This window comes from Brenneria rubrifaciens (assembly GCF_005484945.1).
Taxonomy (GTDB): domain Bacteria; phylum Pseudomonadota; class Gammaproteobacteria; order Enterobacterales; family Enterobacteriaceae; genus Brenneria; species Brenneria rubrifaciens.
The window spans coordinates 3,467,906-3,481,654 of the sequence record NZ_CP034035.1 but is presented as its reverse complement, the minus strand read 5'-3'; the positions used below and the strand labels follow the sequence as shown (position 1 = coordinate 3,481,654).

At 49.4% G+C, this 13,749-nt stretch carries 12 protein-coding genes and 4 pseudogenes; 8 read left to right on the top strand and 8 right to left on the bottom strand.

Translation table 11 applies throughout. The features are described 5' to 3' along the window. The first annotated feature begins 7 nt into the window (after positions 1-7). Positions 8-1,474 carry a dihydropyrimidinase gene (hydA, locus tag EH207_RS15520; RefSeq protein WP_137714806.1) on the top strand — a complete coding sequence of 489 codons (1,467 nt, stop codon included), beginning with the start codon at positions 8-10 and terminating at the stop codon, positions 1,472-1,474. Next, positions 1,471-2,115, top strand: a complete 645-nt coding sequence (locus EH207_RS15515) for an aspartate/glutamate racemase family protein (RefSeq protein WP_137714805.1) — start codon at positions 1,471-1,473, stop codon at positions 2,113-2,115. The genes hydA and EH207_RS15515 overlap by 4 nt, the downstream gene beginning before the upstream one ends. A gap of 349 nt (positions 2,116-2,464) precedes the next feature. Here EH207_RS15515 and EH207_RS15510 read toward each other — a convergent pair whose 3' ends face one another. Next, positions 2,465-3,082: a LysE family translocator gene (locus EH207_RS15510; RefSeq protein WP_137714804.1), complete on the bottom strand. Its 618-nt coding sequence runs from the start codon at positions 3,080-3,082 to the stop codon at positions 2,465-2,467. A gap of 255 nt (positions 3,083-3,337) precedes the next feature. On the opposite strand from EH207_RS15510, the pseudogene EH207_RS15505 reads away from it, so the two are divergent. After that, a pseudogene (locus EH207_RS15505) lies at positions 3,338-4,215 on the top strand (LysR substrate-binding domain-containing protein). A gap of 35 nt (positions 4,216-4,250) precedes the next feature. On the opposite strand, the pseudogene EH207_RS15500 reads toward EH207_RS15505, so the two are convergent. After that, a pseudogene (locus tag EH207_RS15500) lies at positions 4,251-4,721 on the bottom strand (integrase core domain-containing protein); the annotation flags it as partial. A 94-nt stretch (positions 4,722-4,815) separates the two neighbouring features. Here EH207_RS15500 and istA point away from each other — a divergent pair. Continuing rightward, a complete protein-coding gene (gene istA / locus EH207_RS15495; protein WP_009113448.1) occupies positions 4,816-5,988 on the top strand; it encodes an IS21 family transposase in 1,173 nt (390 codons plus the stop codon). Then, entirely contained in the window at positions 5,988-6,782 is a 795-nt protein-coding gene (gene istB, locus EH207_RS15490; protein WP_137712891.1) for an IS21-like element helper ATPase IstB, read from the top strand. Before istA ends, istB begins: the two co-directional genes overlap by 1 nt. A gap of 56 nt (positions 6,783-6,838) precedes the next feature. Here istB and EH207_RS15485 read toward each other — a convergent pair. From EH207_RS15485 to EH207_RS18525, 4 genes and pseudogenes are all read right to left on the bottom strand, one after another. After that, positions 6,839-7,491 (bottom strand): annotated as a pseudogene (locus tag EH207_RS15485) (transposase); the annotation flags it as partial. Between the two features lie 681 nt (positions 7,492-8,172). After that, a complete protein-coding gene (locus EH207_RS15475; RefSeq protein ID WP_137714802.1) occupies positions 8,173-9,678 on the bottom strand; it encodes an anti-phage dCTP deaminase in 1,506 nt (501 codons plus the stop codon). A 119-nt stretch (positions 9,679-9,797) separates the two neighbouring features. Beyond that, complete coding sequence (locus tag EH207_RS15470) at positions 9,798-9,977, bottom strand: hypothetical protein (RefSeq protein WP_137714801.1); 180 nt, start codon at positions 9,975-9,977, stop codon at positions 9,798-9,800. Between the two features lie 547 nt (positions 9,978-10,524). Then, positions 10,525-10,647 (bottom strand): hypothetical protein, encoded by a 123-nt coding sequence (locus tag EH207_RS18525; RefSeq protein ID WP_281279132.1) that lies wholly within the window; start codon positions 10,645-10,647, stop codon positions 10,525-10,527. A 321-nt stretch (positions 10,648-10,968) separates the two neighbouring features. Here EH207_RS18525 and EH207_RS18440 point away from each other — a divergent pair. Further along, a pseudogene (locus tag EH207_RS18440) lies at positions 10,969-11,070 on the top strand (integrase domain-containing protein); the annotation flags it as partial. 285 nt (positions 11,071-11,355) lie between these two features. Here EH207_RS18440 and EH207_RS15460 read toward each other — a convergent pair. Continuing rightward, positions 11,356-11,619, bottom strand: a complete 264-nt coding sequence (locus EH207_RS15460; RefSeq protein WP_137714800.1) for a helix-turn-helix domain-containing protein — start codon at positions 11,617-11,619, stop codon at positions 11,356-11,358. Positions 11,620-11,740: 121 nt separating this feature from the next. On the opposite strand from EH207_RS15460, the gene EH207_RS15455 reads away from it, so the two are divergent. Further along, positions 11,741-12,004, top strand: coding sequence for a helix-turn-helix domain-containing protein (locus tag EH207_RS15455; protein WP_095835285.1), 264 nt, complete (start codon positions 11,741-11,743; stop codon positions 12,002-12,004). Positions 12,005-12,132: 128 nt separating this feature from the next. Further along, positions 12,133-12,384 (top strand): helix-turn-helix transcriptional regulator, encoded by a 252-nt coding sequence (locus tag EH207_RS15450; RefSeq protein ID WP_034918379.1) that lies wholly within the window; start codon positions 12,133-12,135, stop codon positions 12,382-12,384. Here the strand turns inward: EH207_RS15450 and EH207_RS15445 are convergent. Then, a complete protein-coding gene (locus EH207_RS15445) occupies positions 12,366-13,649 on the bottom strand; it encodes a tyrosine-type recombinase/integrase (RefSeq protein ID WP_137714799.1) in 1,284 nt (427 codons plus the stop codon). The two genes, EH207_RS15450 and EH207_RS15445, sit on opposite strands and share 19 nt — an antisense overlap. Positions 13,650-13,749 lie beyond the last annotated feature (100 nt).

Here is a 13,749-nt window from a genome sequence, read left to right as displayed (position 1 = left end):
GAGGATTATGATGGGCAACTATGATATGACGATTCGGAATGGAAAGATTGTCAGCGACGGAAAGATAATCAACGGCGATATTGGTATAAACAGTGGGATCATTGAGGCGATAGAACCCACGTTGCCAGCCGGTATAAAAGACATTGATGCTGCCGGTCGATGGGTCCTACCTGGGGGAATTGACAGCCATTGCCATATTGAACAACTTTCGGGAATGGGCGTTATGGCGGCTGATGATTTCTATTCTGCGACGGTTTCCGCCGCATTTGGGGGAACAACCACCGTTATTCCGTTTGCGGCACAGCACCGGGGAATGGCTATTCCAGATGTCCTCGAAGAGTACAGCCGGCGCGCAAAAGAAAAGGCGGTTATTGATTACGGGTTTCATCTTATCCTGACGGATACCGGGGATGAGAACTTATCCAGACATTTACCTGAAGCCATCAGCAACGGTATTACGTCACTCAAAGTCTACATGACTTATGATAAGCTCAAGCTAAGTGATTATGATCTTTTAGATGTCCTTCAAGTCGCCAGCGAAAACGGTGCATTAGTTATGGTGCACGCTGAAAATAACGACATTATTAAATGGCTATCTGAGCGTCTTATTAAAGGCGGATATATTTCACCAAAATATCATGCTATTGCACATGATCCTCTCGCTGAGTCTGAAGCCGCGAATCGCGCAATGACATTAGGACGAATTGTTGATACGCCGATTCTTATTGTCCACGTGGCGGGAGCCGAAACTGTCCAGGCAATCAGACTGGCGCAGCAACGGGGCGTAAACGTATTTGCCGAAAGCTGTCCGCAATACCTTTTTTTAACCGCCGCCGATTTAGACAAAGAGGGACTGGAAGGCGCTAAATTCTGTTGTTCTCCACCCCCCAGAGACGAGAATTCCCAGCAGGCGATCTGGCGAGGTTTTCAGGATGGCACATTAAATGTTTATTCATCAGACCACGCGCCTTATCGGTACGATAAATCAGGTAAGCTTCCCTACGGCGATAAAACCACATTTAAGCAAATTGCGAATGGCGTTCCCGGTCTGGAACTGCGTATGCCGTTGTTATTCAGCGAGGGGGTAATGGCAGGCAGAATAAATATACATCAATTCGTTAATTTAACGGCGACCAGCCATGCTCGCTTATATGGGTTATTACCGCATAAAGGAAAGTTACTGCCGGGATATGACGCCGACATCGCGATATGGAATGAAGATAAAACAACCAAAATAAACTATTCCTTACTGCATGATAATACCGGCTATACCCCCTATGAAGATAAAGTGATTAGAGGGTGGCCGGAGGTGGTCATTAACCGCGGGCGTATTGTGGTGAACGAGGGAAAACTCCATGTTGAAAAAGGAACCGGGAATTTTATTCGGCGAGGCCGGAGTGATTTTTCGGTTGAGAATGATGGGGCATCCAATCAGTTTATTCATGAATTTGTTAAGAAGAAGAGCGCCAAATGAATATTCCTGTTGAGTTTATCAATCCGAACTCTTCGGTGTCGGTCACAAAAATAATCGAAGATACGGTAAATGCGATGAACCTTTTGGAACCCTCTTTCACCTATTTTACCACCATGCATCAGGCGCCTGCCGGGATTATTACCCAAACGCAGTATAATCAGGCCGCGGATTTGGTCTTCGATTACATTACAGGGCAGAGAGACCGCCGGGTCTTCGTGGTTGCCTGTTTCAGCGATCCTGGCGTTTCCCGGCTGTGTAATGAAAAATCAAGGATCGTCATCGGTATTGGTGAAGCGGGGTTACGCAGCGCGATAACCAAAGGGGACAGGATAGGGGTTTTGGCTATTTCAAGCCAGTCTATACCTCGTCACCTGGACTACTGGAAGCGGTTAGGGCTGAGTAAATATATTGTGGCGGAAGAAGCCGCCGAGTTAAGTATGGCGGCATTTTCCGACAAAAATGCTTCTTTCGATAGATGCCTAACCGTGGCCAGAAGTCTGAAAGAAAAGCATGCTGCCAATGTCATTCTTCTGGGATGCGCCGGTATGTCTGATATCCGTGAAAGACTGGAGGCGGCATTGGGCATTGCGGTCGTCGACCCTGTTCAGGCAGCGGTAATGGCGCTTAAAACGCATCGCTGACAAAAAGAGGCGGTTCTGACGACGGTGGATTATCGCGTCCCGTCCGGGCGTTGGTTAAATCCTGCCGGCGGGAACAGCGGGATAACCCACCGTGTATGCAACTCGCCAATGAACACAAGGTATTGCGGAAATTAGTGAAATGGGGCGGAAATGACGCGATATTTTGCAAAGCAGCATCGACTGGCTCGATTGCTATGTTTGCAACGATATCAGCCTGAAGATGGAATACACGTTCTGAGTCGCTGGGGTGAGATTTGTCACGCGGGCCGCGATACGCGCAAGTCTGGCGACTATTCGGCAATCAGCATGCTTTCGCGGTCGATACAGGTAATTTTCATCAACCGTCCTCTTAAGCACTGGCATGGGTAAAAGCCAGGGACGCTCCCAGCGCGATCAGGGCCGCTCCAAGGATCTTGTCGACGGTGAGCTGGTGGTTCAGCAAGCGACGGCGCATGGCAGGCGCCGCGAAGAAAAGCGCGACAATGCTGAACCAGATCCAGTGCGAAATCGACATGAACAGGCCGTAGGCGAAGTTGTGACTGATTGGGCTACCTGCGTGTACCACCTGCGTATAAGTCGCGACCACGAAAAGCATTGTCTTCGGGTTGAGCGCATTAGTCAGGAAGCCCATGCGGAAGGCCGCCAACGGTGACGGCGCGGAACCGGACGTTTCTTCCAGTTTCAGTCCCCTTTGGTTGGTCAGCGATTTGAAGCCGAGGTAGATCAGATAAGAGGCCCCAAAAACCTTCATCGCAAGGAACAGTAAGGGCGAGTTGACGATGACCACGGCGATGCCCAACACCGTATACTTCACATGGACCTGCACGCCGCAGACAATACCGAACGACGAAATCAAGACGGTGCGTGAGCCAAAGGCGTAGCTGTTCCGGGTGACCATCGCGAAATCGGGGCCTGGACTGATGACCGCCAGAATGGTGATGGTGGCCGCTGCAATCTGTTCGCTCATAGGTTCAACACTCCACTGGGGTGATGTAATCTTTCTTAACGATGATTTCGCACAGATAGTGGATACGGATGCTGTCTGCGACCTGTTTCAACAGTGGCTTCGAAACGGCAGTGTCAGGCGCCGATCTTTCCATTTCTCACCTAAATAATTGTATTTTATTGGGTTATGGCGTTGTGCTAGCCCAATTATTGAGTGCTTGTGCTGGAGAAGAAAGCGATTAATCTTGAGGCAAATCTGTCAGATTTCATCGTGTATATGAAACTTCCATCACTGGCTTCATTGCGCTTTTTCGAAGCGGCAGCGCAAACCGGCAGCTTCGTGAAAGCTGCTGAAAAACTGCATGTGACGCACGGCGCCGTCAGCCGACAGGTACGGCTACTGGAGGAAGCGCTGGGCGTCGAGTTGTTCGAGCGGGGCAACCGGGCAATCTTCCTCAACCCGGTCGGGCGCTTATTGCATGCGACCACCTTCGCGATGTTCGAACAACTTGAAGGCGCTGTTTACCGTTTACAACAGGCGGCGCGGGAACAGGTGCTGGTGCTGTCCTGTGAGCCGACCATCGCCATGAAATGGCTGATCCCCCGCCTACCCTCGTTTCACCTGGCAAATCCCGATATCAACCTGCATCTGGTTACGGTAGGCGGTCCGATCGATTTCGTGCGGTCCGGGGTCGATCTGGCACTCCGCCGCGACGACTTCAACTGGTATCAGAGTGTTCACGCCGAGAAAATTTGCGATGAGTGGATGGGGCCGGTAAGCCGTGCGAAGAGGGACCGGAAGGATCAACTGAACGGGGTGCGTTTGTTGCACTCAGGAACGCGTCCCAAAGCGTGGACGACCTGGCAGCGATTATCGGGCGTTTCCACAAAGGCGGCATCAGGATCGACTACGAACACTTTTACCTGTGTATTCAGGCGGCGCTGTCCGGTCTGGGGATGGCCATGGCCTCGTTCCTGATGGTGCAGGATGAGTTGGAGAGCGGACAGTTGCATGCTTCCTACGGCTTCGTCCGCGATGGGTCCAGCTATTGCCTGCTGTCGCCTGAAGCTCTGGATCAGGACGAAAAGTGCGCACGTTTCAAGACGTGGCTGATGGCGGAGGCGGCAGCCAGCCTTTCCGCAATCGGGGGATAATCGGGCAATGCCGACGATCTGTAAATAGACCCGTTTTAGTTCCACGCACTTTTTGAGATCCCGGCCAGATGGTGTTGTAATCGGTATTCCTCCGGTGTCAGGTTGCTCAGCGATTCATGTGGACGCTCACAGTTATATTCTGAAAGCCACCGCTCTGTGATTTCTCGTACTTCGTTCAGCGTCCTGAACAGATAGAAATCGAGTATTTCAGTGCGGTATGTCCGGTTAAAGCGTTCAATAAATGCATTCTGAGTCGGTTTACCCGGTTTGATAAATTCCAGCCTCACTGCGTGCATTTCTGCCCACTCAGCCAGAGTCAGTGAAATAAATTCCGGGCCGTTATCCATGCGAAGCATCGCGGGATATCCCCGGTTTGCTGCGATCCTGTCGAGCACTCGAACCACTCGTTGGGCCGGCAGGTTCAGGTCTATTTCGATCGACAAAGCCTCGCGATTAAAATCATCGACGACATTGAATGTGCGAAAGCGACGGCCGCAAATGTCAGCGCCAGTGATATAAGACGGTAATTCACCATTTGGATTGTCCGCTCCACCCAACATGTTGTTTCCTTGAGGTTCTCACACCAGAAAGGACATCAGCATGCTGAGCAGAGAGGACTTTTACATGATAAAGCAAATGCGCCAGCAGGGTGCGTATATTGTCGATATTGCCACTCAGGTGGGTTGTTCTGAGCGAACCGTCAGACGGTACCTGAAATACCCGGAACCTCCGGCCAGAAAAACACGCCACAAAATGGCTAAACTCAGGCCGTTCATGGACTATATCGACATGCGTCTGGCAGAGAACGTCTGGAACGGCGAGGTCATCCTCGCGGAAATCAAAACGATGGGTTATACCGGCGGCCGCTCCATGTTGCGTTACTACATCCAGCCCAAACGTAAGATGCGGCCATCGAAGAAAACAGTTCGCTTCGAAACCCAGCCCGGCTACCAGCTCCAGCATGACTGGGGGGAAATTGAGGCTGAGGTTGCCGGACAACGATGCAAAGTTAGCTTCGCGGTTAACACGCTGGGGTTCTCCCGCCGCTTCCATGTCTTCGCCGCACCAAAGCAGGATGCTGAGCATACCTATGAGTCTCTGGTTCGCGCCTTCCGCTACTTCGGCGGCAGCGTGAAAACCGTGCTGGTCGATAATCAGAAAGCCGCGGTGCTGAAAAATAACAACGGGAAAGTGGTGTTCAACTCCGGGTTCCTGCTGCTGGCCGACCACTATGGCTTCCTGCCACGGGCCTGCCGCCCGCGAAGGGCCAGAACCAAAGGTAAGGTGGAACGGATGGTGAAATACCTCAAGGAGAACTTCTTCGTCCGGTACCGCCGGTTCGACAGCTTCGCCCATGTTAATCAGTTACTGGAGCAGTGGATGGCTGACGTTGCTGACCGACGGGAACTTCGCCAGTTCAGGCAGACACCGGAACAGCGCTTCACGCAGGAACAGGAGCATCTTCAGCCGTTACCGGATACTGACTTCGATACCAGCTACTTCGATATCCGCCATGTCTCCTGGGATGGCTATATCGAGGTTGGCGGAAACCGTTACAGCGTACCGGAAAGCCTTTGTGGTCAGCCGGTCTCAATACGGATCTCGCTGGATGATGAGCTGCGGATCTACAGTAATGAGCAGCAGATGGCATCGCACCGGCTCTGTTCGGCTTCATCCGGCTGGCAGACCGTGCCGGAGCATCACGCCCCGCTCTGGCAGCAGGTCAGTCAGGTGGAACATCGCCCGCTAAGTGCGTATGAGGAGCTGTTGTGATGCACGAACTGGAGGCACTGCTGGGTCGTCTGAAAATGGAACATCTGGGCTACCACGTCGAAAGCCTGCTGGAGCTGGCGGCCAAAAAAGAGCTGAACTACCGCGAGTTCCTGTGTATGGCGCTGCAACAGGAATGGAACGGGAGACATCAGCGAGGTATGGAGTCTCGGCTAAAACAGGCACGGTTCCCGTGGGTCAAAACGCTGGAGCAGTTCGACTTCGGCTTCCAGCCAGGTATAGATCGTAAGATCGTCCGGGAACTGGCCGGGCTGGCGTTCGTGGAGCGCAGCGAGAACGTGATCCTGCTGGGGCCGCCAGGTGTGGGTAAAACCCACCTGGCAGTAGCACTCGGGGTAAAAGCGGCTGATGCTGGTCACCGGGTGCTGTTCATGCCACTGGATAAGCTGATCGCCACACTTATGAAGGCAAAGCAGGAAAACCGGCTGGAAAAACAGCTACAGCAGCTTGGTTACGCCCGGGTGCTGATACTGGATGAGATAGGCTATCTGCCAATGACCCGCGAGGAGGCCAGTCTGTTCTTCCGGTTGCTGAACCGTCGGTATGAGAAAGCAAGTATCGTACTGACGTCAAATAAAGGGTTCGCCGACTGGGGAGAGATGTTCGGCGATAACGTGCTGGCAACGGCAATCCTGGATCGGCTGCTACACCACTCAACCACACTGAACATCAAAGGAGAAAGCTACCGGTTAAAGGAAAAACGCAAAGCCGGAGTGCTGGCAAAAAACGCCACGCCAATCAGTGATGATGAAATGGCGGAAAGTGGGCAACATTAATGACCAATAGCGGACATTAAAAATGGCGAAAAACGGCCAACAATCCTGGCGTTGACACAAATCAGCGCGTCATGCATGAAATCAACAGACCAGCTCTGGTTCAGAGCTTCAGGTGTGGTCAGCGGCGATGGGTTACGTACCGGCAGACGCTGTTTGCCTTTGCGACGAAAATTCAGTTTCAGCAGACAGTAAATACGGTGGATCCGTTTATGGTTCCACTGGTATCCCTGCCGCCGCAGAACCTGAAACAGCTTCGGGAAGCCGTATCGTGGATATCTTTCCGCAGCCGTCTGCAATGCGAAAATAACGGGTTCGTCACGCGTGTTGTCCGGACGGTAATGGAAAACCGTTCTGCTCAGGTTCATGCTCCTGCAGGCCTGACGGATACTCAGTCCGAACGTTGTTATCAGGTGCGTCACCAGCTCACGCTTAAAGGCTGGCTTCAGAGCTTTTTTTCGATAACATCTTTCAATGCCCGATTCTCAAGACTGAGGTCGGCAAACATCTGCTTGAGCCGACGGTTCTCGTCCTCAAGATCCTTTATTTTTTTAATATCAGATGCTTCCATGCCACCGTATTTAGACTTCCAGTTGTAATAAGTGGCTTCAGAGATTCCGGCCTCGCGGCAGACATCTTTCACTGTTCGTCCAGCTTCAACTGACTTAATCACCGTGATGATCTGATGCTCAGTAAAACGGGCTTTACGCATAGCGATCTCCTTCGTTGGCAAAATGAGTATGCCGGAAGATCTCTAAATGTGAATGGCACGATTATGCGGGATACTTACAGATCCTTGTCGAGCCGTTGCCCCCCTCTCTGGGGTAACTCGTCAGCCCCCGTCAATAGCCCCCTGCGTGAAAAACTGAGCAGCACATGGGTTATAAAACCAACATTTTGGCTTGTAAAGCGAGGGTACTACCCAATGTACTACCCACCTGGCAGTGGATTTCGCTGGATTCGGGTAGTACAGAGTAGACGTTGATGGCAACAAAAACGCCCTGAAAACAGAGCGTGTGGCAGTCGGTGGAACAGGGTGGAAATTATTCGATATTTTGGATCTGTTTATTGAATATGAAATAAAGGTATTGAAAATTAGTTTGTTAGTATGATTTTGTCTATGATTGCGGCGGTTTACTACCCGATGTACTACCCGTTTGGGGTAGGCGTAATTGGGGGAGAGTGGGGTAATCGTGGTATTTCAAAACCATCCAACAAAAAAAACGATAGCATTTTTTATCATGTCTCGATGTTCCTGAACACTCGTAACTTCCGGGAAAGTTGAGGTCTGACAGATCCTTGCCATTTCTTGGTGCATCACTCAAGATTTTCATGAAGAGGTACGCTTATATTAGAGGGTACATAGATTAATGATAATTCTTAATCTGTCAGATTATAAATTAAATTTCCCTCTGACATTATGGATTACTTTTGATTCGTAATCTGCGTAACTATCAAGATATTGAGTATCAACATGATATGATTCCTCAATACTATATGTAATCGGTTTGCCTTGACTATCTTTCCTTTTTCTATTGTAGCCAAAGAACTTCGCATATCTTTTCGGAGCTACACCTTCAAAATTCTCAAATAAAACTTTATCAGGGGAAGGACTTTGATCAGACTGACAAATAGTATCTTCATGTAACTGTAAAGCCAGACTCTTTTCATATGGTTCAATATAAACTACACGCTTTAATCCTGCCGCTACGATATGACGAGCGCATACATGGCAAGGGTAAGTTGTGCAATATAAAGTATTTCCTGTTGTTCCTATATTTGTATTTCGAGCTAAAGAAACAATAGCATCCATTTCTGCATGGACTGCTCTAGAGTACTCAATTAAATATTTTGCTTTTGTTTCTTTCATTATTGCTTCAGCAAGTTGTGCTGAATCTTGCAATTTGAATTTCTGTAAGATATTTGTGATTTCCTTTTTTAGTAACGCCTTATGTTTGTCATTGTGACAACCGTTCTTATTAAAGCACCTTCTATCTTTTTTGCTTTCTGATGTGTAAAGACCGCCACCATATTGGGGAACATCATTTCTTCCAGTTGCAATTATATTTCCAGACACATCCATTATTGAAGCGCCTACTTGACGTGATAGACATGCAGAGCCTAAGGATGCAGAATATGCGGCATACATGCCCGATTCATCCTTGGACGGAGTGATATTATTTGCACTGTGTATCAAGTCAATGAATCTTTGTACCGATTTCTTCATAACCTCAGTATCAAGGTTTTTAATAAAATAATCGGCTAATTGTAGTGTTTCTTCGACTTGTTGTCCGAATTTGTTTAATGATTTTCTATCCCTTTCAATGATCTTTTGAACATTATCCTCGTTAATTCCTTCATCTTTTAAGTTTTGTATGCGTTCAGCTACGGTTCGTAGTAATCCTACCAAATAGAAGTTATTTTTATATACTTGATTTAGAAGTTCTACCTCTGAAGGGTGTTTTATTTGATCGATAATATAGGCCGTCTTTTTTGTGTTTTTAGTTAGTTCAGGGCTGTCTTTACCATACATTTGTTCTCGAAGTGTCTGAATGCTTAATATTGCTAGCTCAGCGCAGATGAAGTTTTTATGCTTTTCTCTAAGACTATCACCTAAATCTTGTAACTTATTATACCTTTGGAAGTTGTTAAGAGTTGATGTGCTAACTTTTGTAAATTCAGAAATTAAGTCACTTACCCTAATATGCTCAACGTGATAACCATTTTGTTTGAGACATAAAATAGTTTGCTCTTTTAGAGTTTTTATACCAGATCCAATTGCACCACAGAGACCAATGATAAGTTCTTGAGAACGCCGGCCTTTAATATCATTGATACTATCGGAGTTGTCTTTCCCTTCCCATTCGACAGGAATAATATTCTCTGCTGAGTTTGCCATATATATTTATGCTCCAGATATTAAAAATAATAAAATTAGATAATTTTTGGTGTTGTTTTTAAAGGATAGGAAATGAAAGATACATGTCAATAAAATGATTTATTAATATAATTATTACTCTACCAAGTGATTTTTGAAGATGCTAATAAAACCTTCTGTCGAGCTTTAGCTTGTGAAATGGCCTTTCTACGTTCAGCTAAGTTTTCTACCTTATTATTTAAAGATTGATAGTTATCACTAGGCTCATCATGTCCCATGATCTTTTTTTGTTTTTCTGCCATCTTTAATAAGTAAGTCATTAACTTTTCCTTAGCGTCTCGTAAGAACCGCACGATTATACTTACATCCCACTTTTTTTCAATCAGTACAATAATTCTTTACTCTAGAAAATGGAATTTATCAAGTTGGTCATGTAAAAATTTTCAATTATTCTATATATAGTGTTAATTATAGTGTATGTCCACTGCATGTAGTGGTGTGGTAATTGTTCAAAATAGCTGCGCTGAATAGTGATCCACTTTTGGTCAGCGCTTGTGAGGTAACGTGTTAACCTCTTGCTATGTAAAATCTGGCGCAGTAAATTGTCAGTGTTACACCGCTGCTGCAAGCAGCATCCCATGTTGCCACGACCTTCAAGGCAACGCGCAGGACCAACCTGTGTGGTCGACTCCCAACCCGTGCCGCTACCAGTTTGCGGGTGATCGCTGTGGCGATGGTAGCAACCTTATCCCAATGCCTTAGGGCTGCATCCCGTTTGTTCTTTGTGAAGCAACTGCTTTTTGCATACGCACTGATGCGTACAACACCCTTTATAGCTGGCGCAACCGTCTGCGGCCTTTTGCGGCCTCAGCGAATGCATCCATGAGGCAGCGGCGTCACTTCATACGGCGTAAAGCCGTTGTAAGTGACGCCGCGAACGGACTCTGCGCCAGCCCTTACGCCACAGCGCTTTCCGACGCGACCTGTCATCTGACGCACATTTTCTGCGTCAATTCTTATCAACCCACTTATCAGAGGAGGACTGAACCGATACCTGAGGCAGGCTTTCAGCCTGAGGGGATTATCCTGCTGATGCAGGCGGCTGCACCGAGTGCATAACCGATATCCCCGTCATACCTCAACCGCTGCCGCTCCGGCGCGCAGGTATTGTTCAGTGCGGCACGATAAATCCGTGCCGTGAATTGCCGTGCGCCGGAGAACAGAGGTTATTGAGGATGGGGGGATACCATACGTCACGATTAAGCCGGGAGATGCAGACGCTGGCCCGACAGGCCGACGGCAGCCATACCCGGTTTCAGCAACCGGGAAGCCTACGCGCTGGTGTCGATGGATTTAGGGCATGGTGACGGGAGTGGACGGTATGTGCAGCAAGTCTATGGCAGAACGGCGTAGGCCCTTTCCTCTGGCTGGCCCATCAGTTCACGTTCTTCAGGCAACTCCGCCAGCCAGGGGAAAAGATCAGATTGGCGCTGAGGTGGGGAATTAAGTGTTACCAAGGTGGTACTGGTGGGGGAACCCGGCCCAAAAAAGCCGGGTTCCCCCACTATCCACGTATATAACGGAGTCAGGTGGGGGGAATGACCAAAAACCGCATGCTGACGGGGTTGAGCGCCAGATCGCCGTTTACTGGTGGGGGAAAACATGGCCCGTTTGCAAGTCGGGCGAAAATGGGGGAAGTCAGGCGGATTTTTTTCTGATCTGCTTGTGGCGTTCAATCAGGTTGCCTTCTTCATCGAAGTAGCGGCTCGGCCAGATCTCCGACGGATGAATACCTAATGCCTCCGCGATCAGAAATTCGCCTTTCGGCCACGGGCGGTTAAGCATGCTCGCCAGCGTTGAAGAGCTTAATCCTGCCTGTCGGGATACCGCTGCCATCGTTATCTTTTTCTTGTGTAACGAGGCAATTATGTCTGCCGGATGCATATCAATTTTGTTAGTCATACTCCCTCCTTGCTCGTAGAGACAGAATAATTTTTCAACATCAATACTAAGTAATACTTAGTACATTTTCAACAGGCAGACATGAAAATCACCGCTGGTTATCCAGTCGGTCGGGATTCTCATGCTGCCATATCGTTTGAAGGAAGCCAGATTAAAAGCCGGTTTATCGCAGCAGCAGCTTGGTGTGCTCGCCGGTATCGATGAGGCGACGGCCAGCGCACGGATGAATCAGTATGAGCGCGGCGTGCATACTCCTGATTTTGAACTGGTGTGCAGGTTAGCCGCTGTGTTGAATACCCCTGCCAGTTATTTTTACACCGTTGAAGATGATTTAGCGGAAATCATCCTTACTTACGCCCGCCAGAAAAATACCGACGCTTTTTAAATCTCCCCTTTCTGGATTTAAGCAATAAAAACGCGTAGTTGAGAAAGTATTACTAAGTAATACTTAGTATATTTTCAATAGGTTAGCGTGAAAACTACGGCTTACATATCGTGTAAGTCGGGATCCTCATGCTGCCACATCGTTTAAAAGAAGCCAGACTAAGAGCGGGCCTGTCGCAACAGCGGCTTGGGGTTCTGGCGGGTATTGATGAAGCCACGGCCAGCGCGCGGATGAACCAATATGAGCGCGGTGTGCATACGCCTGATTTTGATCTTGCCTGCCGACTGGCGGCGGTGCTTGATGTTCCTGCCTGCTATTTTTATACCGTCGAAGACGATCTTGCCGAAATCATTCTGAATTATCACCCTACGAAAAAATAGCGCTTGTCTACGTTATTGCTCTGTTCGTTCGAAACGCTGTGCAGCTCGTTGTTCGCAATAATCGGCTTAACGAGGTCTGCCAGTTTACAATGCGCTTCCCGCCGTTCCTCAAAGTAATCATACCGATCGTAAATGCCTTCAACGCCTTTCAGCTTATGATTAAGGCACCGTTCGGCGACATAGCCCGGAATGCCTAACGCGGCCAGCAGGCTGCGGCAGGTGCGGCGCAGGTCGTGTACGGTGAACGGTTCAAGTTCACCCATGCGATTGGGCGGCTGAATTTTTCTTCCCGGTTCGCGGCCGAAAAGTTTGGCGATCGCCCGGTTGAGGGTATCGCTGCCCATATGCGGCGAACCGCTGGCCCGGCGGTTGGGGAATACATACGCTGAACCGCAGGCGCGTATCTTCAACTCCCGCAGCCATTCCAGCGTCAGCGGGGGCAAAGGAATGACAATAGCGACGCCCGATTTGCTCCTTGCCGCAGGCAATTCCCACGTTGCGTCTTCGAGGGAAAATTCATCCCATTGGGCTTCGATCAGTTCGCTTTTGCGTACGCCAAGCACGATCAGTAATGCGCAAGCCAGATAGTTATCGCGAGTGAAGCTGTCGCTCTGGCGGCGGAATACCTGAAAAACCTGCGTCAACTCTTCCAGACTCAACGCCCGGTCGCGGCTTTTTTCAATGCCGCCCGCATCATCCACCTTGAACGCCGCCGCCGGGTTATGGACAAGAAGCCCAAGTTTTATGCCGTGATTAAACAGTTGTTTCAGGTACATCAGCGCATCGTTGGCGGTGCAGGGCCTGCCGCTGGCGGTGATTTGCTGGATGATGGCGCGTATGTCCAGCGGTGTGACCTTGCCTAACGCCAGCTCGCCAATGTGTGGCGCGATCTCTCTGGCGAAGATCCGCTGTGGGATATGCGGGTGCTTAAGGCGTCGCACCAAGTCCTGTTTCCAGTCGTTAAACAGATCGTTGACGGTATGGATTCTGGCGGGGTGATTGCGTTTACGTTCGGCGATGGGATCGTCGCCTTTCCTGACCTTCCTGCGGGCGTCTTCGGCCTGAGAGCGGGCTTCCGCCAGCGACAGATCGGACGGTTTGCCCAGCGTGAGCGAACGGCGTTTGGCGTTCAGGGTATAGCGCAGCATCCAGTAAGGTTCGCCGCGCTGCGGCAACATAAGGTATAGTCCCTGACCGTCGTTGTATCGTCCGGGACGGCTTGCTTTCAGGATGGACTGTATGGTTTTAACGGTCAGATTTCCCATGTCCTGCCTCCCTAAGGTATCCCGCCAGCGCCCGTCAATCGTGGCCTGAGCGAAAAAGTGGGTAGTACATAGGTTATAAAACCAACATTTTGGCTTGTAA